At 43.2% G+C, this 21,458-nt stretch carries 19 protein-coding genes; 9 read left to right on the forward strand and 10 right to left on the reverse strand.

Features of this window, described 5'->3' with window-relative positions; genetic code table 11:
- The first annotated feature begins 34 nt into the window (after nt 1-34).
- Nucleotides 35-877: an LA_0442/LA_0875 N-terminal domain-containing protein gene (locus tag LEP1GSC194_RS02425; RefSeq protein WP_164481570.1), complete on the forward strand. Its 843-nt coding sequence runs from the start codon at nt 35-37 to the stop codon at nt 875-877.
- A gap of 23 nt (nt 878-900) precedes the next feature.
- On the opposite strand, the gene LEP1GSC194_RS02430 is transcribed toward LEP1GSC194_RS02425, so the two are convergent.
- Nucleotides 901-2,919 carry a hypothetical protein gene (locus tag LEP1GSC194_RS02430; protein ID WP_020772130.1) on the reverse strand — a complete coding sequence of 673 codons (2,019 nt, stop codon included), beginning with the start codon at nt 2,917-2,919 and terminating at the stop codon, nt 901-903.
- Nucleotides 2,920-3,203: 284 nt separating this feature from the next.
- On the opposite strand from LEP1GSC194_RS02430, the gene gpmI reads away from it, so the two are divergent.
- Nucleotides 3,204-4,844, forward strand: coding sequence for a 2,3-bisphosphoglycerate-independent phosphoglycerate mutase (gene gpmI, locus LEP1GSC194_RS02435; protein WP_036040893.1), 1,641 nt, complete (start codon nt 3,204-3,206; stop codon nt 4,842-4,844).
- Between the two features lie 49 nt (nt 4,845-4,893).
- On the opposite strand, the gene LEP1GSC194_RS02440 is transcribed toward gpmI, so the two are convergent.
- The 5 genes from LEP1GSC194_RS02440 to LEP1GSC194_RS02460 all read right to left on the reverse strand — a co-directional run bounded on the left by LEP1GSC194_RS02440 (nt 4,894) and on the right by LEP1GSC194_RS02460 (nt 8,350).
- Nucleotides 4,894-5,589 (reverse strand): DUF1003 domain-containing protein, encoded by a 696-nt coding sequence (locus LEP1GSC194_RS02440; protein ID WP_021064663.1) that lies wholly within the window; start codon nt 5,587-5,589, stop codon nt 4,894-4,896.
- Between the two features lie 103 nt (nt 5,590-5,692).
- The gene (locus LEP1GSC194_RS02445; protein WP_036040895.1) at nt 5,693-6,292 is read right to left on the reverse strand and encodes a hypothetical protein; all 600 of its coding nucleotides are present in this window, start codon (nt 6,290-6,292) and stop codon (nt 5,693-5,695) included.
- A gap of 259 nt (nt 6,293-6,551) precedes the next feature.
- Nucleotides 6,552-7,097, reverse strand: a complete 546-nt coding sequence (locus LEP1GSC194_RS02450) for a YceI family protein (protein WP_020772173.1) — start codon at nt 7,095-7,097, stop codon at nt 6,552-6,554.
- A gap of 15 nt (nt 7,098-7,112) precedes the next feature.
- Entirely contained in the window at nt 7,113-7,307 is a 195-nt protein-coding gene (locus tag LEP1GSC194_RS02455; RefSeq protein WP_020772122.1) for a hypothetical protein, read from the reverse strand.
- Between the two features lie 83 nt (nt 7,308-7,390).
- Nucleotides 7,391-8,350, reverse strand: a complete 960-nt coding sequence (locus tag LEP1GSC194_RS02460; protein ID WP_020772116.1) for an NAD-dependent epimerase/dehydratase family protein — start codon at nt 8,348-8,350, stop codon at nt 7,391-7,393.
- Between the two features lie 294 nt (nt 8,351-8,644).
- Between LEP1GSC194_RS02460 and LEP1GSC194_RS02465 the strand changes: the two genes are divergently transcribed.
- The 3 genes from LEP1GSC194_RS02465 (at nt 8,645) to LEP1GSC194_RS02475 (ending at nt 15,333) form a co-directional block, all read left to right on the forward strand.
- Nucleotides 8,645-11,881 (forward strand): efflux RND transporter permease subunit, encoded by a 3,237-nt coding sequence (locus tag LEP1GSC194_RS02465; RefSeq protein WP_081605019.1) that lies wholly within the window; start codon nt 8,645-8,647, stop codon nt 11,879-11,881.
- On the forward strand, nt 11,878-13,500 hold the full coding sequence (locus LEP1GSC194_RS02470) for a TolC family protein (RefSeq protein ID WP_020772171.1): 1,623 nt from the start codon (nt 11,878-11,880) through the stop codon (nt 13,498-13,500). The genes LEP1GSC194_RS02465 and LEP1GSC194_RS02470 overlap by 4 nt, the downstream gene beginning before the upstream one ends.
- A 72-nt stretch (nt 13,501-13,572) precedes the next feature.
- Entirely contained in the window at nt 13,573-15,333 is a 1,761-nt protein-coding gene (locus tag LEP1GSC194_RS02475) for an acyl-CoA dehydrogenase family protein (protein WP_020772189.1), read from the forward strand.
- A 102-nt stretch (nt 15,334-15,435) separates the two neighbouring features.
- Here LEP1GSC194_RS02475 and lfb1 read toward each other — a convergent pair whose 3' ends face one another.
- Nucleotides 15,436-15,798 carry an LIC10280 family protein gene (lfb1, locus tag LEP1GSC194_RS02480; RefSeq protein WP_017809691.1) on the reverse strand — a complete coding sequence of 121 codons (363 nt, stop codon included), beginning with the start codon at nt 15,796-15,798 and terminating at the stop codon, nt 15,436-15,438.
- Between the two features lie 155 nt (nt 15,799-15,953).
- Here lfb1 and LEP1GSC194_RS02485 point away from each other — a divergent pair, with 155 nt between their 5' ends.
- Both LEP1GSC194_RS02485 and LEP1GSC194_RS02490 read left to right on the forward strand, forming a co-directional pair.
- On the forward strand, nt 15,954-16,856 hold the full coding sequence (locus LEP1GSC194_RS02485) for an SPFH domain-containing protein (RefSeq protein ID WP_232424449.1): 903 nt from the start codon (nt 15,954-15,956) through the stop codon (nt 16,854-16,856).
- A complete protein-coding gene (locus LEP1GSC194_RS02490; protein ID WP_020772138.1) occupies nt 16,853-17,245 on the forward strand; it encodes a hypothetical protein in 393 nt (130 codons plus the stop codon). Before LEP1GSC194_RS02485 ends, LEP1GSC194_RS02490 begins: the two co-directional genes overlap by 4 nt.
- Nucleotides 17,246-17,345: 100 nt before the next feature.
- Here LEP1GSC194_RS02490 and LEP1GSC194_RS02495 read toward each other — a convergent pair whose 3' ends face one another.
- Nucleotides 17,346-17,762: a hypothetical protein gene (locus LEP1GSC194_RS02495; RefSeq protein WP_020772124.1), complete on the reverse strand. Its 417-nt coding sequence runs from the start codon at nt 17,760-17,762 to the stop codon at nt 17,346-17,348.
- A 29-nt stretch (nt 17,763-17,791) separates the two neighbouring features.
- On the reverse strand, nt 17,792-18,580 hold the full coding sequence (locus LEP1GSC194_RS02500) for an ArsR/SmtB family transcription factor (protein WP_036040898.1): 789 nt from the start codon (nt 18,578-18,580) through the stop codon (nt 17,792-17,794).
- A gap of 231 nt (nt 18,581-18,811) precedes the next feature.
- Between LEP1GSC194_RS02500 and LEP1GSC194_RS02505 the strand changes: the two genes are divergently transcribed.
- Nucleotides 18,812-19,168 (forward strand): SRPBCC family protein, encoded by a 357-nt coding sequence (locus tag LEP1GSC194_RS02505; protein WP_231384509.1) that lies wholly within the window; start codon nt 18,812-18,814, stop codon nt 19,166-19,168.
- Between the two features lie 75 nt (nt 19,169-19,243).
- Here the strand turns inward: LEP1GSC194_RS02505 and LEP1GSC194_RS02510 are convergent, their stop codons facing one another.
- Nucleotides 19,244-20,710 (reverse strand): potassium/proton antiporter, encoded by a 1,467-nt coding sequence (locus tag LEP1GSC194_RS02510; RefSeq protein WP_020772196.1) that lies wholly within the window; start codon nt 20,708-20,710, stop codon nt 19,244-19,246.
- A 182-nt stretch (nt 20,711-20,892) separates the two neighbouring features.
- On the opposite strand from LEP1GSC194_RS02510, the gene LEP1GSC194_RS02515 reads away from it, so the two are divergent.
- Nucleotides 20,893-21,249 carry an antibiotic biosynthesis monooxygenase family protein gene (locus LEP1GSC194_RS02515; protein WP_020772178.1) on the forward strand — a complete coding sequence of 119 codons (357 nt, stop codon included), beginning with the start codon at nt 20,893-20,895 and terminating at the stop codon, nt 21,247-21,249.
- Nucleotides 21,250-21,458 lie beyond the last annotated feature (209 nt).

Raw genomic sequence — 21,458 nt, forward strand, 5'->3', positions numbered from 1 at the left:
ATTCTAAAATTCCATGATTAAGAATCATAATTATATGTCTCGAATGTCTAAACGTATAACTTCTTCGGGAGTTTTCATTTTAATGATTCTGATCTCTTTACCGTTGCCAGCAAGTACGATCGTTCTTAAAAACGGAAAAACACTTCAGGGTAAAATCGTAAGTCAATCGAGATCCGAAGTTCAAATAGAAATCAACGGGAAAGTACGAACCATTCTTAAAAACGAAATTTCCGAAATCAATTTGAAGGATCCAAAAAAAGACGAACCAAAAAAAGCCGTTAATGCGAAATTGCCCGTCGATAACAAAACGGAACAAACTGCAACTTCATATACTTGGAAAGAAACGAAATGGAGTGTAACCGGCAGATCCGCAATTCTTCCTGGTTGGGGTCAATGGAAAGTAGGACAAAAAAGATGGGCGATGATCAGCTTTTTATTATTCGCCGGCGCTGCGTTATACGCCAACAATTGTAAAGAAAAAGCCGTAACGGAAGAAAACAATTATAAAACCAATTCCGCCGCAATTACCGTTGCCGCGTTCGTCGATCCGAATTTAAATCCGGTCACTTCCGATGAAACGATCCGCGCAACCGCTCTCGTTACGAGAATTTTGGTCACTGCAACCGCAACAAATCCTTATTTCAGCAACTATGACCGCGCTACATCCCAATACAACCAAGCCCAATGGTTGTTAGGCGCCGTTTACGGATTACAATTGATTTATACGTTTTTATTAGCCAGGGATTACGAAAAGATACAATCCTTACTTTCAGATCCCAATCCGGCGGGATGGAAATTTTCAGCCGCTGTAACGAGAAGTCCGCTTAACGGGCTTACGGAAATTACGCCTACGGTCGTTTATACGGTTCAATTTTAATTTTTTTAAAAAGGATAAAATCTTTACAAAGAAACTTTTTCTTTCCCTTTAATTTTTACAATTTCCTTTCTAAAATTTTCATAAGGATCTTCATTTGAATTTTTGGAGGTGTTCTTAGCTTCTTTCGAATTGAGTCCCTGATCCGGCTTGGAAGCAAACCAAGAATCCAGATGTTTTAAGATTTTCGTAATTTTTTCGTTCTGAAAATCCTCTTCTTTACTTCTGAGTTTAAATTCCAAATTCTTCTTTTTTTCGGTTAAAACCTTATGGATTTCTTTCGCTCTGAAACGAAAAGACTCGTCGTCCGGATAAATCAGGATCGAATCCATTTTGTCTCCTGAAGGCTCCTGTATCAGAACGAATTTTTCACGATCCACTATCTGATGGATCAGTTCGGGAGAATATCCGGGAACTTCGTAAAGTATGTCTTTCAACGCAGGCGGAATATTTTTTTCAAAATAAAAAAGATTGAGCGCTTCCGAAAGTTTCGACTTTTGTTCCAAAGATTTGATTTTTTCATCTTCTTTCAATTTTTCCTGGATTTTGGTTTGTTCCAATTTGAAAGCCGAATCTCGATTCTTCGATTTGAAAAAGGATTGTTCCGACCGAATTTTTTCTTTTGCCGTTTGAAAGAATATATCCTGAAGAAGTTTTGCGATTCCTATAAAATCCAAAATCGCAAAGTACCACGGAAAATACTTCACGTAACCTTTTCGAAGTACCTTTCCGTAATTCCTTACGAACTCTTCGTCCTTAAAAATCGAATGAATGGCGTCTTCGTTCAGTTCGATCAAATTACGAATGCCTAATATCTTCCATGCCTCTACGTTAGACGTCATTGTCAGTGATTTTATGACGGATTTAACGGTTTCGATGTCGATTCTCATAAAAGAATGAATCGTAATTCCCTTTGTTTCCCAAGGTGAATAAGCGATATGACGATCTTCCGTAAAAAGTCTTTTCAACTCGGGGGGATAGGTTCTAAATTCCTCATCGGGAATGAATAATACGAGTTTATCCCAGCGCCCGGTTTGTTTGGAAAGATGATCGCTCATTTCGTGAAAACGATTTCGAATCTGTTCTTGATACGAAAACTTAAGCGTATTTTCGATCTCTTCGCTTAAATTTTGTATGAGTTCGACTCCCATTAATTTACGTTTAATTTTTCTTTCCGAGTCGGCTTGTACGGCTTTCTCGATCGCTCTCGCTCTTTTTTTACCGAAGAGCGTAGTCGGCGTCGCGGACGGATCGTTTGCGTGCATTCTTTCCTCTTGAGAAATGGTGGCAAACGAATCCGACAAGGCCCATTTGTATTTAGGAAATACTTTCTTAAAATGAAATTCATCCACAAGTTCGAATAACGTCTGAAGTTCCTTAACCTTTACGATCAAATATCCGAATTCCGGTATTTCCCTAATTCTACCTTTTTTAATCAATCCGTCCGTGATTTCGATCAACATATCTTTTACGTATTCGGGATTTAATGGAATACTAATATTCGGGGCTTGGAAAAAACTTTCGGGATTAAAAAAAAGTTTAAACTTCTCTATATTCTCGCCGTTAAAATCCGCTTCCAAGTCCTCCCATAAGATTTCCTTTCCAAGCGGCGGCCTGCTTTCCAAATAAGATAGAATCGAATTGATGGAATGATCAACCAAAGAAAGATAAATGCGGGTAAGATCGCCCAACTCCGCATCCGAATAGGCAACGTAACAAGGTTTTAATCTTAATTCGGACGTGGCAGGATCGACGTAAAAGTATGCGAACTGAAGTGCAACTCCGTCTTCCAATAATCGTTTGATATGAAACGCCACTTCCGCAGTCGTAAGTTCGGGAGCTTCCGGAACTTTAGATTCTACTTGAAATAAATTTTGCGATTTAATGTTCTTATGACTGGTCTGAGTAACGACCGCCTTATAAACGGAATGCGTAAGCCGATCGTTTAGATAATAACTGACTACTTCGTTGATTTTTTTAACTTTCAAGAAGTTTTGCGTTTGGCTCCCTCCGCCGAACGCTTGATTTAAAACCGGCTTGCTCATCGCCTCTCCACCGTTAAACGATTAACTATTAAAATTATTTCCAAGTTCTTCAAAACACTTTTCGAATGAATAAACCTTACGTTCGTCCCGAAGCCGAAAACTCAAAGTGTGGAAATCCCTAAACTCCGCACGTTGCCGTCCAAATACTACAGTTTATAAGAGCTGTATTTGTGGTGGGTTCTTATTTTTTCATTTGATTTGGGAAAGGAAAGCAAATTTCAAAGTTTTTTTCAGATTTGAATCTCTTGACTTTTCCTATAGCCAACTGGTTCCATGAATCTAGCATGAAGCTCTCAAAGAAATACACCTTTCGATCTAGAAAGGTTTTGCTCGTTATCTTAGACGGCGTCGGTTATTCTCCCAAAGGCTCGGAATTCGGAAACGCGATCGCAGGTGCGAAACTTCCTTTTTTAAATCACGTCTGGAACCAATTCCCTACTCTTCACATTCGAGCTCATGGAAAAGCGGTCGGAATGCCCTCCGACGAAGACATGGGAAACTCGGAAGTAGGCCATAACGTTCTCGGCTCGGGACGAATTTTCGATCAAGGAGCCAAGTTAGTTTCCAACTCGATCGCATCCGGAGACATCTTTCGCGATCAAGCTTGGAAAGATATTATCGATAATACAAAGAAGAATAGTTCCACCTTACACTTGTTAGGTCTTTTTTCGGACGGAAACGTCCACTCTCATATCGATCATACGAAGGCTTTGATTTCCAGGGCGATCGAGGATAAGGTTCCTAAAATCAGACTTCATATTCTTCTGGACGGACGGGACGTTCCCGAAAAATCCGCATTCAATTATTTGAATCCTTTTGAAACCTGGCTGGATTCCCTTCGAAAAAACGGAACGGACATTCGTATCGCTTCCGGAGGCGGAAGAATGACGATCACGATGGACCGTTACGAAGCCGATTGGTCCATGGTGGAAAGAGGTTGGGCGATCCACGTCAAGGGAGAAGGCAGAAAATTCTCATCCGCTAAAGAAGCGATTGAAACCTTTCGCGCCGAAGATCCTAAAGTGATCGATCAGTATCTTCCTTCTTTTGTGATTGCGGAAAACGAAAATCCCGTCGGTAAAATTCAGGACGGCGACTCGGTCGTTTTTACGAACTTCAGAGGAGACAGGGCGATAGAAATTTCTTTAGCGTTCACCGAAAAAAACTTTAATAAGTTCGATCGCGGTCCTCTTCCCGACGTCGTATATGCTGGAATCATGCAATACGACGGAGACCTCAAACTTCCGGAACGTTTTCTCGTCGCACCTCCGGCAATCGATAGAACGTTAGGCGAATATATGGTCAACTCCGGCGTGAGACAGTACGCGTTATCCGAAACGCAGAAATACGGACATGTTACCTATTTTTGGAACGGAAACAAAAGCGGCTACTTCGATCAAAGCTCGGAGGAATATCGTGAAATTCTATCCGACGTGATTCCATTCGATCAAAGTCCGGAAATGAAAGCCCTTCTGATTACGGAAGCGCTTGAAAAGGCCCTGAACGAAAACAAACAGGATTTTTATCGTGTGAACTACGCAAACGGGGACATGGTGGGTCATACCGGAAATTATCCGGCCACGGTTCAAGCGATGGAATTTCTGGACGGTTGTGTGGAACGTCTTTGGAAAACATGCGAAAAACGGAATATTGTTTTATTGATTACCGCCGATCACGGTAACGCGGACGAAATGTTTCAATTGGACAAAAAGGGTTCCGTGGAAAGGGATTTCCAAGGGAAACCGGTTCCTAAAACGAGTCACACTCTCAACCCCGTTCCTTTTTCCGTTTTAGATCCCGAAAACAAGATTCATCTGAATGCGAATCTACCCGATCCGGGCCTTGCAAACGTCGCAGCTACGATCTTGGACGTGATGGGATTTGAAACTCCGGAAGGATATCATTCTTCTCTAATTTCCAATTAATGCGAAATCGGGTCGAAACGTCGCACCGGTTTTTGCGAACCTATTCTTCTTATTTTTTCAGATGACTGCTAATCTCTCCTAAGATTTCCATTTGGATTTCTTGGATTTCAATCATCTTTGACCACTGATTTAAAAGAAGATGATCTACTTTTTCGTGTAAGGTTCGAATTTCTATCTCCGCTTTTAAATTGATTTTGTAATCGTTTTCGGATCGAATTCTATCCTTCGCCTCCTGTCGATTTTGACTCATCATAATAACGGGAGCCTGAAGCGCCGCCAAACAAGATAAGATAAGATTGAGTAGAATAAACGGATAAGGATCGAATGGATCTTTTACCAAAATGACCGCGTTCCCGGAAATCCAAACAATCATTACTATAAAAAACGAAATGATAAAACCCCAGCTCCCGCCGAATTTGGCGACCATATCCGAGATTTTATCTCCTATGCTCAATTTTTCGACGTACGCTTCGTTGTTATTCGAAGTGATCAAGTTGCTTCTCTCGACGCTGTTTACAACCTCTTGTTCAAGCGTTTGAATACTTCCTATCTCTTGTTCCATCAGTTTTTTTACGTAGTTGACTCGAGCCGAATTGTAGTCCGTAAAACACACTCGACTGGAAGAGTTCCAATGGAAATTTTTTTCCTTAAGAATCGTTTCGATCTCTTTACGGATCGCGAAAGAGGAAACGATTTTGTCCTTGGAATACATTTGGTTGCAGATGTCACATCGAATTAAATTCATCCATTGATCCTTTACCCGATTGGGCTAAAAGAAGTTATACAAAACCGCATAGGGAAAATCCGATTCGTCAAAAGATTCGTCCTATAAATCCTTTCTAGTCCGATCAATCGGAAATAAAAAAAGGAAGGAGATTTTTCATCGGAATGGTCGCGTTCGGAAGCCACATCAATATTCCGATTCCGAAAATCAAAAGTAATAAAATCAATTTACGTTTTGTAACCGGGGTTCCGCCTAACTTTTCGGTTCGAACATACCAAAAGATACAAATTAGGCTGAATACAAACTCAATCAGAATGGCGGCGTGCGGAAAATAATAATACGAATTCAAGGAAACGACCGTAGAACCGGGACTCAGTAACTGATGCTCAAATCCGACGATCAAATCGCATAATACGTGTAATACGGTTAAAAATCCGCACCAAATCGAAAATGAAACGTCTTTGTAAATCGCATAAATCACCCCGACAACGAGACCGCCCTGAATGAACGCGGGTATCAGGTTATGGCTGTACGTCATGTGCACTTGAAGATTTTGAAACGTGGCTTCGAACAAGGAGGACGGAAACACGGGTTCGATTCCGACAAAGGCCAAAGTCAGCCAAAAAAATTCCGGGACGTTGGCGCAGATAAGAAGAATCCAAAACGGATATCTTTTAAACTTTGAATACGGAATCAGTGCGGATGCGTAATGACCTAAAATCATATCTCTTTTTTAGTTACCACGTAATGAATGAGACACATTCCTAAAATGTAAAAGAAAACGAGGGTTAACAATAACGAAGGCATAACTTGAAATTTTCCTTACTTTAGAAAAAATGAAACAATCGTATTTGTTTTAAACGCTATAGATTGTCAAGAAATAATTCTCGATTTCGATTTTGAAACATAGGCTACGAGCCGATCGAAAGCAATAACGTTTGAAAATCCTTCCATATAAGTTCGCAGCGAAAAGAGAATTTCGATTAGATCTTGATTAAAAAGTCATAACCGATTTCAATCTCTTCTTTTGCCGTTATAAATAACAGAGACGGTTTTTCGAGTTTGAAATCCGAGAACCGAATATCAACTTTTCCGAATACTCGAATCTGTCCCGGATCCTTCGGTTCCACTTTACCGGAAGACTGAAAGTCCCGAGTCAACCCGTGAATCGTCAATTTACCTCGAATCAAATGCGTTTCGCCGGAAGTTGTGACGGACTCTATGATCGCGACGATCTCGGGCGTTTCGGGATAACCTAAAATTTCCATTATATGAGAATCCCGACTTTCATCTCCCGAATGAATTCTCAAAACCGGAATTCTGATTTGAAAGGGAGAATTGAGTTTATATCCGCTTCCCGACATCTGGATCTGCGGAGAATCAACTTGCACTTCTTTGCATATTCCATGAACCTCTTTCATCGGATGAATCGCCAAAAAGTTGATTTCTTTTTTGAGAATCTCGGATGCGTATCCTTGAGTGGCGCAAAACGCTAAAAGTAAAACAACGAGTCGATTGAAATTTTTCATCTCTATTATAACTCCTTAAAATGTAATCACAAGTAATGTGATAAAACCGGAAAGCTGATGATATTCCAGCATTTTTCTACGAGTGGAAAGATCTTCGCGAGTCGTTTTAAGAGCCCTTGCGGTCGACGACGGCGCTACTGTCTGAGCGTTTAACACATTCGAAACGCAAAAAATCGATAACGATAGAACACAAAACCATTTTCGAATCATAATGGAATCCTCTTTCGCTCTTTCAATTCTTCGAGAGTATAAGGGAAAAATTAAAGTCTTACAATCGCAAAAAAATCTTAAACTTAAAGAATCGGCATTTCCGCAAGCCCTTGTCGAACCGTTAACAAAGGAGAATAACCCAAATCTTTTTTCGCATTGTCGATTTTGATCGTACAGTCCCGGGACATGATACTCGCGCTGAAACGGGTTAAAGGAGGTTCGTTTTTAATTCCGAAAAGTTTCCAAACTCCTTCGATAATTCTCGCTAAAAAACGAGCGAGCCATCCCGGAACGGAACGATTCGGAGCGACGACTTTTTGAGTCGCAAGAAGGGATTCGAGAAAATTACGAAAATTGAATACTTCATCGTCAGTGACAAAATAAGCCTTACCGCCACGACCTTTTGTTAGAGCGAGTTCGATCGAATGAACCAAGTTGTAGATATGAGTCGTGTTCGTAAGAGCCTTTCCGCCGTCGATCCAGGAAAAATTTCCGTCTGCGATCATCTTTAAAAGAACGGGAAGTACCGTTTTATCGCCGGGCCCCCAAATAAAACGCGGACGGATCGACAAAGTCTGCATCTCGGAAGAATTGGCTTTTAACACGAGCTTCTCCGCTTCCGCCTTTGTCTTTGAATAAGGAAAGGGAGAATTTTTCGGATAAGGATAAGACTCGTCTATGTCGACCATCGGTTGTCCGTAAAAGAAAGCGGCCTCGGTTCCGATAAAGATGAATCGTTTAACGCCCGCTTTGCGAGAAGCTTCCAAAAGTTGAGCGGTTCCTTCCACGTTAACCTTCCAAAAATCCCGGAACGGTCCCCACTGTTCCACGTACGCGGCGCTGTGAATCACTACGTCGATTCCCTTCAAAGAATTGGAATCCACGGAATTGAGTTCGCTGCGAACCGGTTCTCCTCCCGCTTTGGAAATTACAGCGTCGGTTTTTTCCGAACGAGACATCGCCTTAACGGTATGTTTTTTAGATAGAATCCGAGTCGCCGCCTCTCCTACAAAGCCGGACGCTCCTGTGATAAAAATCTTCATTCTCCACCTCCAAAAATTAGATCGCTTTGCCAAAAGAACTTTAAGACAAAATCCGAATGACAACCATCGTTCATTCTTTCTTTTTATCGGGAAAGCGATAATAAAACAATCCGCTCGAAGTTCCGCTTACTTGAATGGGAATTCAGATATTTCTAATATACAATAGACTGTTGGGAGTTCCCACAATTTCGGCAAAAACAGAATGTGCTTCCGGATAAAAAAGAGGATCCGAGATCGAAAAAACAGGTCGAATTGATATACATTCATTCTTATTAAAATTTGAAGAGGTTCTCCTTGCTTTCCGCAATATCCATACGCAATCCGATCTTTTCTTGGATGATGATGGCCGCGATCATTCTTTTTGGATCGGTCGGATTTTCCAGGATGGGCGTTTCTCAAATGCCCGACGTCGACTTTCCGGTCGTCAACGTTTCACTCACACTCGTCGGAGCCAACGCTCAAGTTATGGAAACCGACGTGGTCGACCCGATCGAAGAAGTTTTGATGACGGTCGAAGGAGTCACCGAGGTTCGTTCGATCTCCTCGGACGGTTCCGCAACGGTTACCGTCGAATTGGAACTCAGTCGAGACGTGGACGTCGCCGTTCAAGAGATTCAAACGAAACTCGCTCAAGTTTCCAATAAACTTCCGGAAGAATTGGATCCGGCGGTAATCACAAAATCCAATCCGGACGATACGCCGATCATTTGGGTTTCCGTGACCGCAGTCGATAGGACCGAAAAGGAAAAGATGCTCTTTGTAAAAGATTTTCTGAAGGATAAGTTTCAGAAAATTTCGGGAGTCGGAGAAATCATCCTCGGAGGTTACGTGGATCGAACGATCAACGTCTACTTGGATCCGACGAAACTTTCCAGAAACGAGATCGCGGTGGACGATATCGTCAATACGTTGAAGGAACAAAACTTGGAAGTTCCGTCCGGAAGGCTGGAAAACAGAACGAGCGAGATCAGCCTTCGTGCGGTGGGAGAGGTCCCCACTGCGGAACAATTCGGAAATATATTCTTAAATTCGAGAAGCGGTTCTCCTTTGTTTAGATCGATCCGTCTCAAAGACATAGCGATCGTAGAAGACGGGTTAGGCGATGTGCGGAGAATTTCCCGGTTTAACGGCATTTCCGCGGTTGCAATCGGAATCAAAAAACTCAAAGGAGCCAACGCGGTCCAAGTAGGAGATCTCGTTAAAGCGAAGGTCCGAGAATTAAAACCGAAACTTCCGAAAGGTTACGATCTTACCGTCTCGAACGATAATACCGGTTATATTAGGGATAGCGTAAACGAACTCGAATTCACTCTGATCTTTTCGGCGATTCTCACGGGATTCGTATGCAGATTGTTTTTGGGAAATTGGAAGAGCACGGGGAACGTTCTTCTTGCGATTCCCACTTCGGTGATCGGAACCTTTTTGTTTTTATACTTCGCCGGTTTTACGATCAACACCTTTACGATGTTAGGTTTATCTCTTGCGACCGGGATCGTGGTGGATGACGCGATCATGGTTTTGGAAAATATTACGCGACATCGTGAAATGGGAAAATCCTGGTTCGAATCCGCGTTAGACGGGGCTTCGGAAATTCGATTCGCCGCTTTGGCTGCCACGTTAGCCGTCGTTGCGATTTTTCTTCCGGTCGCGTTTATGAAAGGAATCATCGGAAGGTATTTTTTGGAATTCGGAGTTACCATTTCCGTCGCGGTCCTCCTTTCCCTTTTTGAAGCTCTGAGTTTTACTCCGATGCGATCCTCTCTGTATGCCGAAAATAAACGGAACGATGAGAAACGATCGACCTTGTCCTCGATCTTTTCCACGGACGCTCGCGATACTTGGAACCTCTGGATTTCAAGAATTTCCGTTTTTAAAAAGGTGGATCCGACCATAGAACGTTTTCTGGTTTACAGCACCGATTTGTACGCGCGTTCGATCGACTTCGTATTAAAATATCCCAGATGGGTTTTATACGGAACGACCGCTTTGTTTCTCGTTTCGCTCGGATTTTTCTTTCTGTTAAAGAAAGAATTCATTCCGCCTCAGGACATGGGACGTTTTATAGTTCGAGCTCGTTTGCCGTTGGGTTCTTCTTTGCAGAGAACGGACGAAACGATGAAAAAAGTGGAACAATATCTGATCCAACGCAAGGAAATCGAAAAGTATATCTCCAACGTAGGCGGTTTCGGAGGGACCGAAGCCAATACGGGAATGTTCTTTATCACGATGAAAGAGATGGGACACAGGCCCAAAAATCCGAAAACCGGAAGAGAAATCACTCAGTCCGCGCTTTTCGGAATTTTGCGAAAGGATTTAAAAGAACTCGTACCGGAAGGGACGTTTTCCGTTCAGGATCTTTCCCAGAGAGGATTCTCCGCCGGAAGAGGTTATCCCGTCGAACTCGTGTTAACCGGCCCGGATTGGCAGACGTTATCCGCTCTTTCCGTCAAGATTTTGGATAAGCTCAAAGAAAGCAATGCGGTCTTGGACGTGGATACGGATTACGTTGCGGGACAAAAAGAACTCAGGCTCGTTACCAACAGGGAAGCCGCCGCACTCCGAGGAGTGAGTATGGCGAACGTAGGAAATACGGTCGGAACTCTCATGGGCGGAAAGAACGTTAGTCGTTTTACGGAGAACGGAAGAAGTTACGATGTACGAGTGAAAATTCAAAAGGACAAGGGCGAGACGATCGCGATCATACCGGAAATCGGCGTTCGAAACACGTTCGGAGAATTTGTTCGATTGAAGGAAGTGATCAGCGTTCAAGAAAAGGAAGCCCTGAAAACGATCACTCGAATCAACCGAGAAAGAGCGATTCGTGTTTTTGGAAACCCGGCTCCCGCCTTAGGTCAAACCGTTTCTACGGAAAAGGCTCTCGAGATCGCAAAGGAAATTCTTCCAGAAGGTTATTCCGTCGCGGTGACCGGTTCGGCTAAAACGGCAAAAGAATCGGGGAACAGCCTAACTCTCGCTCTTATATTCGGAATTCTTCTTTCGTATATGATTCTGGCGAGCCAGTTCAACAGTTTGAAACAACCTCTGTATATTCTTCTCGCAATGCCTTTCAGTTTTACGGGTGCGTTAGTCGCTCTTTATCTGTTCGGCCAGTCGTTCAACATGTACAGTTTTATCGGACTCATCCTTCTTTTGGGTTTGGTAAAAAAGAATTCGATTCTTCTTGTTGAATTCGTAAACCACGTTCGATCGACCGGAAAAAGTATTCGAGAATCCGTCAAAGAAGGTTGTCCGATCCGCTTGAGACCGGTGCTTATGACTTCTTTCAGTTCGATTGCGGCTGCGATTCCTCCCGCGTTGGCTCTCGGACCCGGGGCGGAAACGAGAATTCCGATGGCGGTGACGATCTTAGGGGGAATGACTCTTTCCACCTTGATCACACTTTTGGTTGTTCCCGCGGCTTATTATCTCGGCGAAAAAGAGAAGGAAACAAAGGAAGAATTTTCCACAAAACAGTCGTTCGTGTTTCCGGAACCGACCCTTGAGTCCAAATATAAAAAACAAAAAAAATGAATCGAATCAATATTATAAAAAAAGAATATATCAATTCGGGAATAACGACTCAAGACGATTTTCAGAAAAAGAATCAAAAATATGTTCTTTCCAAGTTTGGATCGGTTTTTAAAAGCGGAAATACTTTCAAGAAGAACGTTTTTTCTTTATTCTTCTTAAATGTTCTGTGTAAATTTAGTTTCAGAAAATTGAATCCGATTTTTCTAAGCGTCTTAATTTTAACGGCCCTCTCGAGTTGTACGGACGACTCGGCGATCAAAACCAACGACGGAATTGTGGAACCGAGGCTGGAAGAAGTGACCGGAGTTACGACCGAAAAGATAAAAAGTATTTCCCCGGAACAGGAATTGACCATAGACGAACTTTATTCTTTTGCCGTGGAAAGAACGGAGCGAATCGCTCTCAAAGAAGAAGCGATTCAACAAGCGGATTCTCAAAAGGCCGCGGCTTTCGCCTCCTTCTTCCCGTCCTTGTCTTTGGTGTACAATAAATTCTATAGAATTCCGGGACCGAATTCTCACTTCAATCCGTATTATACCGAACCGAATCCTCTGACGGGAGGATCTACCACGAGCAGTTTACCGCCCACGGTCGGACCGGGAACGAGACTTTTACTTACCATTCCGATCCTAAACGGAGTCAGCCAATACACAACTTACAAAGCGGCGGGCGCTCTCACGAATGTGAGACTGAACGAGGCCCGTTACGAGTCCGGACGCCTCTACCTGGAAATTGCACAAGCATATTATAATGTTCTACAGTTGAAAGAAGTCATTCTCCTGGAAGAAAAGAAAACGGAATTGGTTCATAAAACGATCCAAGAGCGAAGAAGACTTTTTTCCTTGGGAAGAATTACGAGAGCGGATTTAAACGGAACCGAAGCCGATTTTTCCAGATCCGAAGCGATTCTTGAGGACTTTCGATATCAGCTGAAACAGGCCGAGATGGCCCTGGAAAGTCTCGTAGGCGCGGGAGAAAGCGGACTCCGACTGTCGATTCCGAAAGAAGTGATCGTAATTCCCCACAACCTAATGCCCGAAGAAAGAATCTCAAAACGATACGACGTGATCGCCGCAAAAGAAAACCTAAGGATGGCCGAACTCAATTTGAAAAAGGCCTGGGGCGGACATTTACCTTCGGTAACGTTAAACAACTATTATACGATTCCCGAACACAACACGACCCCGAATAAGGATATCACGATGCAGTTATCGATCAACGTTCCTCTGTTGTCCGCCGGAACGATCACCGCAGGGGTCAAACAAGCGGAGTCGGCCGTCAGACAGGCGGAATTACAATTGTCGCAGGCAAAACGAATCGCGACGGACGAAATTCGAAAATCTTATGAAAGTTCCTTGAACTCGTCCCGTTTGTTATCCTTATATTCAAAAGCTCGCAATTCAGCCGAATCCAATCTAAGCGGCCAAAGAAGGGGGTTTAGTTTTAAAAGCGTTTCCCGTCTCGAACTTCTGATCTCGGAAACTTCTTTTCTGGATTCCGAAATCGCGTATCGAAGGGCGTATTATCAACATTCTCTGAATACGATTTGGTATTCCGTAGCGATCGGAGAATTGCCAAAATTAAAAAAATCGAAAGAAGAGGATAAGACGGGAGGTTAGTTCTCTTTGTACGCTTGACATCTGTTCCAAATGGTTTTAACTATTGGGCATAATTGAGAGGTAAGAACCCACATGATTATCAGTAATTACTTTCAGGACAATGAGGATCTCAAACTCGTTTTCGACGAGTTGATCGATTGGAAAGAGATTGTCCACGCATACGAACATAAATTCGAAGACGCGGAAGAATATAAAAATAGCGGCAATGAAAGATTTGCTTATGCCCCTTCCAGCGTGGAAGAAGCAAAAGAATACTATAAATCCGTATTGGAATCCTTAGGCGAAATTATGGGAGAATTTGTGGCTCCCCGCAGTAAGGAAATGGATCAAATCGGACTTAAATATGCGAACGGAAAGGTAACGTTTCCGACGGCTCAGGAAGAATGTTACAACACACTTCGAGACGCGGGATTGATGCCGATTTCGATCAGCAGAAAATACGGCGGAATGGGATTACCCGCAACGGTTCAGTCTTTTATAATGGAAATTGCGGCAAGAGCGGACGCGGCGTTTTGTCTCGCTTATGGAAACATTAACATCGTGGAGATTATGGAGAGGTTTGCAACTCCCGAAATGTGCGAGAAATGGATTCCCGAAATCTCGACCGGAAAATACAGCGCGGCGATGGCTCTTACGGAACCGAACTACGGATCCGATCTTCCGAACGTACAAACGAGAGCGACTCAAGACGCAAACGGAGTCTGGAGAATCAACGGGGCAAAACGTTTTATCACACACGCCTGCGGTTATATCGATGCGCCTTCCGTAATTCTTACGTTAGCAAGAACCGGAACTCCCGAAAGCGGAGCGAGAGGACTTTCTTTTTTTCTCGTAAAAGGAAGCGACGTATACATTGCCGGAGTGGAACACAAGATGGGACTTCACTGTTCTCCGACTTGTGAAGTCGTCTTTGAAAATTCTCCCGGAGAATTAATCGGAAAAACGGGATACGGACTGGTAAAGTATTCGATGGGAATGATGAACGCCGCGAGACTTACGATCGCGACCCAATCCTTAGGAATCGCAACCGCCGCGTATTACGAAGGTAAAAAATACGCATCGGAAAGAATTCAATTCGGAAAACCGATCGAACAAATTCCGGCGGTAAAGAAAATTCTGGATCGTATGGAAAGAGAAATTCTCGCGACCCGAGTTCTCATCGCCGAAACCGGAAAGGCGATCGATCTCTATCACTGGCCGAAAGAACATCTCATCAAGACGGAGGGTAAATCCGAAAGAGACGCGAACCAAGACGAAACGATTCGTCGTTGGGAAAAACTCGCCGACTTATTCACGCCTCTCAGCAAGTATTACGCTTCGGAAGGATGTGTATCCATTGCTTCGGACGCGTTACAAATTCACGGAGGAAGCGGATACACCGAAGACTACGACGTCGCAAGGATTTATAGAGACAGTAGAATCACGACGATCTACGAAGGAACGACTCAGTTACAAGTTGTGGCCGCAATCGGCGGTGTAATATCGGGAATGTCTCCGACCGGACAACTCAGACAATACGGAGAAGGTGAACTTTCAAAATTATCCGCATCGGAAGACCTCAAAAAAGTTTGGAGCGACCTCGAAACAAGCGTAGGACTTTACAAATCGATCCATGACGGAAACGTAAAGGATTCCCTTGCGTTTGAAGTTGTGGAGATAGCCGCGCGTTTTTTATGCGGACTTCTTTTGGAAAGATCCCTCAAAACGTTGAGCGGCAAAGAACTCGAAAAACGAAAAGCGATTTCGGGGGCCTACAACTTGGATAGCGTCGCAACCGCGAGCGCCAATTTGATCAAGTTGGAAAGAGCTTCCAAACAAGCGGTTCCCGCCTAACACAATCAATTCTCCGTTTAAAACGTTTAGACGGAGAATCGATTTTCCCGTTTTCTCGCGCCGTATCGGCGCGATCGACCTCATTCGTATATTTCTATATTCTTATTTTCTTAAGGTCTCCGTTGCGCTTCCGCCATTCCAAGTTCCTTCCAAAAGTCTACCGCCGTTTTTTACCTCGTAGATAACCGGATCGACTTGTCCCCAATCTACGGTTAACGTGGTTCCGTCCAAGGTGCCGGTTCCCGTAAAAGTTTGGCCCGCAACGGTCCAGGTAAAAAGATACTCTCCGTTGGATTCTGTGATCGTAACACTTCCGCCGTATGAAGAACCGTCCGGATTGGTTCCGGTAACCTTGTATTTGCCGCTGATTGACGACGGGTTGATTTGGCCGATCTGCGCGTATGCGGTTGAAATAAAACCGAACACCAGAAGAACGAGGAAGAGTTTTGAAACGATTCGAAACATTTGCGTTTTCTCCTTAAAGAATGGGAAATTCTGCGAATATTTTTGAAAAAGTCAATTCATAATTCTAAAAACAAACGGATTCTATACAGAAATTATTTCATAATTTTCAAAACGAAAACCGGGAAAAGAGGAGATGCAAAAAAATTATGTTCGGAATGAACTATATCCAATTCGATTCGATGACTCATGTCATTCTCTATAAAAATGGAAAAGTTTCGAGGGAAGGAAAAGGCTTGTCCTTTTTCTACTTTGCTCCTACGAGTTCGATAGCTGCGATCCCGCTCGGAAGTAACGACCTTCCGTTCATCTTCAACGAGTCTACGAACGACTATCAAACCGTCTCGATTCAGGGACAGATCACGTATAAAATTTCGAACCCAAAGGCTCTCTCCGAACTTTTGGATTTTACGGTCGATTCCAGCGGAACGTATAAAAAGAACGAGATTGAAAAACTCAATCAAAGAATCATCAATTACGCGCAGACCTCCACCTCCTCTTTTATCCACGGAATCGGGCTTAAAGACTCGATCCGTTCCGCAAAGACGATCGAAACTCAGATCCTACAAGGGCTTCAGACTTCCACTACGATCTCCACATTGGGAATCGAAATTTTGAATGTGAATATTCTTGCGATTCGTCCCAATCCGGAAATGGAAAGAGCGTTGGAAACCGAAACTCGGGAAAGGCTGCAACAAGAAGCGGATCAGGCGATTTATGAGAGAAGAAACTTCGCCGTGGAACAGGAACGCAAAATCAAAGAAAGCGAGTTGAATACTGAAATAGCCGTCGAGGAAAAGAAAAAGTTTATAGAAACGAAGGTCGCAAATCAAAGAAAGGAAGCCGAAGCGCAGGGTTTTGTGACGGAAACGACCTTGAAACCGTTTCGAGATATCGATTGGAGAACGTTAGTCGCCTTGAACAACAATCCGGACCCTAAATTCAACATCGCTCTCGCTTTTAGACAACTTGCGGAAAACGCAGAAAAAATCGGAAATCTGAACATAAGCCCGGAACTTTTGGAAGGTCTTTTACAGGAAAAGAAAGATTCCAAAAAATGAATGTAGAATACGCAATCCTTGTAAAAAATAAAACGCGGCTGGAAGGTTTGATCGAAAGATTTAATACGAAACAACAAGCCAGGTTTTATATAGAAAGATTGGGAGGACGGTTCGAAGAGTACGAAATCGAACACGAAATCTTTCACGAATCTTTAGATCTGATTCAGAAAAGAATCTCGAAAAAGATCAAATACAAAATTGTGGAAAGAATATACGTTCCTTCTTTTCTTTTTTCAAAAAAGAACGTGATTGTAACGATCGAATCCCTTATGCCGTCGGGCGGTGTTATTTTTAGCGATGGAATTGAAACGGACTATCTTAAGTTCAACTCCGGATCGATTGTAACGATCGGCGTTTCCTCGGAAAATGCAACTTTGGTAGTGAAATGAACGGATTTGGCTGAGCCATTCGATCCAAGGGATTGAAATTTATGGAAATAACGATTCACGCGAGGCGCGTAACCCCCGCGCGTTTTAAATTAGAAGATTTTTAAGCGTTTCTTTTAATACGAAGCGCTCCGATCAAAAGAAGAATGATGGAAACGAACATTCCAAAAATTCCGGGAAGACCGACGGGCGGAAAATTTGCGGGAGCTCCTGCGGCGCCTTTCATTGCAAGACCTATCGGAAGAAGAAGTCCGCAGACCGCGGCCCAAGAAGCGATCGACTTCGCGCGATTCGAAAGAACGACCTTATCGATCCAAAGTCCGACTACCATGTTGTACATCGCGATCGGCATACCGTGAGAATGGCCTTCTCTCAGATAAAAACGAACTATGCTCAAAACGTACTGCCCGTCCTTTACTACGTTTGCATCGAAGGTGGCGCCTAACGCAAACCCGCCCATTGCCGCCAGCAACATCGCCGAAAATCCAGCGACTACGTTGATCTTACCGTAATTTATCATATTCATTTCTCCTAATTCTTTTTTTTAAATCAATGCATCTTCGGCAAGTCCATCGCCTTACCGGTTTCGACGAAAGTTTTCAAGTTGCTTAAGTGCATAGGCCAACCTTGGGAAGTGCCGAGATAAGTCGGAGTTTTGCCGTCGAAATCGTCGTGAATCACGGTTAATTTAACGGAATCTCCCACCGGTTCCAGTTCATAACTGACTCTGGATTCTCTATCCGCAGCCGCCTTCGGTTCCGCGACCAATTTGAAAGTATAAACCAATTTTTTCTTCGGATCGAATTCCAATACTTTTCCTTGAACGACCGACATCTTGTTTCCATCGGGACCGGTAACGTCGTAAGTCAGTTTCGCGCCGACTTTCGGTTCGAAAGTCACGGCCATTCCCGCAAACCATTCGGGTGTGATCTTGGATTGAATCAAAGTGTCCCAGAGTTTATCGACGCTTGTTTTAATATACAAAGTATAGATTTGTTTAACTTCTTCCATTTTACTTTCACCTTCCATTTCGTATTTTAGTCGTGTCAGCGCGCTCGCCCAATGTTTGCCGTATTGCGAAATCCAACGATCGTAGATCATCTGAATCGGAATCGCATTGAGATGAATGCTTCTAAACTTTCCTTTTTTTTCTATCCTGAGAAGATTCGCTTCGGAAAGAACTTTGAGATGTTTCATCACCGCAAAACGGCTGAACTCAAAAAAATCCGCCAATTCTCCCACAGAAATACCGGGTCGGTTCTTAGTGATATCCAGGATTCGCCTGCGACTTTCGTCAGCGAGGGCTTTGAAAACCGGATCTAATTCTTCATCTGACATGTGACTTATTAGTCACATGTATTTCAAAACACGAATCCGTCAATCCGTGTTTTTGAAAAATTTTCAACTTGTCGAAAACTCAAACCGAAGCGTGACGTCATGATTTTCGATGGTAATCTATCGAAGGAACGCTTCATTTTTCATTTTGGAGAAACAAGGATGAATCAAAGTTTAATCCTCAAAAAAAATATTTCCATCCAAGCCCCGATTACGAAGGTTTGAAACGGGCTTATCGATCCGGAAATTATCAAACTTTATCTTTTCGGTACGCAGACTATTTCCGATTGGAAAGAAGGAAGTTCGATCCTTTTTACGGGCGTCTGGGAAGGGAAAGAATATAAAGACGGCGGAACGATTCTCAAATTGGAAAAGGAAAAAATTTTCCAATACGACTATTGGAGCCATTTTTCAGGCGTCCCGGACTTTCCCGAAAATTACTCCGTCATCACCTTTGAATTAAAAGCGAACGGAGCTTCGACCTCTCTTTCTTTGACCCAAGAGAATTTTCCCACTCAAACGTCTTATGAACATTCCGACAAAGGTTGGGATCACGCTCTAAATATCTTGAAGGAATTTTTGGAGAAATAATTTTGCGCTTCGAAAAAGCGGATCGATCGCGTTTATCGTTGCTCCGGACAAACGTCTTTTCTATCAGTTCGGATTTTAGACCGCAGGTTCCATTTTAGAAAGTATCTCCCTGATTTTGTCCTCGCTTCCTTTCGGAGTTAAAATCAAAAGAACATCACCTTCTTCTAATTTAGTTTTTCCTGTTGGAACGATATGTTTGTCCCCTCGATAGACCAAGGTAATCAGCGAATTTTCAGGAAAGTTCAGGGAATATACGGACTTTCCCACAGAATCCGATCCGTAAGGTACGATGAACTCCAAAAGATTCGAATCGCTTTGCTCCCGATTTTCGAATTCGAACGGATAAGAAGCCCTTTGTTCCAAGGGCGCGTCCAATCCGAGCCATCGAACGACTTGAGGTACGCTCGTTCCTTGAACGAGTAACGAGACGAGTACCGTAAAAAACACCAAATGAAAGATCTTGTCCGATCCTTCGATTCCCTGAGCGAACGGAAAAGTAGCAAGTATAATCGGAGCCGCGCCTCTAAGGCCGATCCAAGATACCAATAACTTTTCCCTAATATTATAACCGGATCGAAAAAGAGAAACGAACACCGCGATCGGTCTTGCGATAAAGACAAGGAAAAGGGAGAATAAGATTCCCGTTCCGAAAAGCGGCGGAATCCTACTCGGATAAACAAGCAAACCTAACGTTAAAAACATGACGATCTGCATCAACCATGCGATTCCGTCTAAAAATCGGAGATTACTCCGTTTGTGAACGAAAGATTGATTCCCTAAGACGAGTCCCGCGATATAAACCGCTAAAAACGGGTTTCCTCCGATCAACTCCGTCGCCGAATATACGAACAATACGGATGCGGAAATCAAAACCGGATACAATCCTTCGTATTCGAGTTTGATTCGGTTGAGTCCTTTGTGGATCATATATCCGAAAATCACGCCCGCAGCGATTCCGACGGAAAATTGTATAAGAATATGCAACGCCAATTCTCCGGCTTTCGGCGGTTGAGGTCCTAAAAGACTCAAAATACTTACGGTTAAAAGAACGGCTAACGGATCGTTGCTTCCCGATTCTAACTCGAGTAAGGAAGTCAGCCCTTTTTTCATTCCCGTATTTCTGGTTCTGAGTACGTTAAAAACCGCGGCCGCATCCGTGGAAGATACTACCGCTCCCAATAAAAATCCCATAATCGGTGTAAACCCAAGTACATAAACGGAGAAAAGCCCCATAGCGGCCCAGGTAATCAATACTCCTAAATTTCCGAGTAGGATTCCTTTCCATAAAACGGGTTTGATCTTTTGCCATTCGGTTTCCAATCCTCCCGAAAAAAGAATGTACGCTAATGCGATCGAACCCACTTGTCTTGCAAGCAGAGGATTATCGAAGTCTATCCCTCCGGGTCCGTCCGATCCCGCAGCCATTCCGATCATTAGAAAGAGAAGAAGGGAAGGGAGTCCGAACTTGGAAGAGATTCTTAAAAGCCCTATGCTGAGTATGATCAGCCCGGATAAGACGAGAGTGCCGAATTCAAATTCCATTCAATACCGTTAATATGATTTCCATTTTATCGATCTCACACAAGAAATAGGTTTATTCTCGTCGCCTTTTTCAAGAATAAAAGCCTTCGTTCCGAAAAGTTTCTTTCGGATTTTTTCCAACTGTCACAGTTGCTTTTTTGATGTCTCTAAGAGATTATCAAAACGATTTCTAGGAGTATAAAATGTTTCAGAATGAAAACGAAAATAAGGACGTTCCATCGGAGTTGATCGTGGAATGGGCGCCGTTTACGTTGTCGGAAGGGAAAGATGAAAATCTGCTTTTGAATGCCTCCACCGTCTTACAATCGGATTTTTTATCCAAACAAGAAGGTTTTATCAGACGGGAATTGCTGAAAGGCCCGGACAATCGGTGGGTGGATCTGGTTTATTGGAAAAATAAGGAAGCGGCCGAAAAGGCAATGGAAAATGCAAGCGTTAGTTCCGCTTGTTCTCAATATTTCAATTTGATGACGGAAGCCGATCACAACAATCCGGGCGAAGGTGTTTCTCTTTTTACCGCCAAACGGATCTATAATTAGGCTTTCGTCTGAATCTTAAATGCGGGAACTACTACGTTTTTAAACGATGAGAAAAATCACGCAAAGGCCGAAATAAGCCTCAAAGAAACATAATCTGTGGGAACTACTGCATTTACTTTTTTATTAAGAACTTGCCTTGAAACTTACCGGATAATTTGCGGCGAACCTTATAGATTGATTTTTTTGAGGTCTGAAACGAATTCCTAATT

The organism is Leptospira alstonii serovar Sichuan str. 79601 (genome assembly GCF_000347175.1).
Lineage (GTDB): Bacteria > Spirochaetota > Leptospiria > Leptospirales > Leptospiraceae > Leptospira > Leptospira alstonii.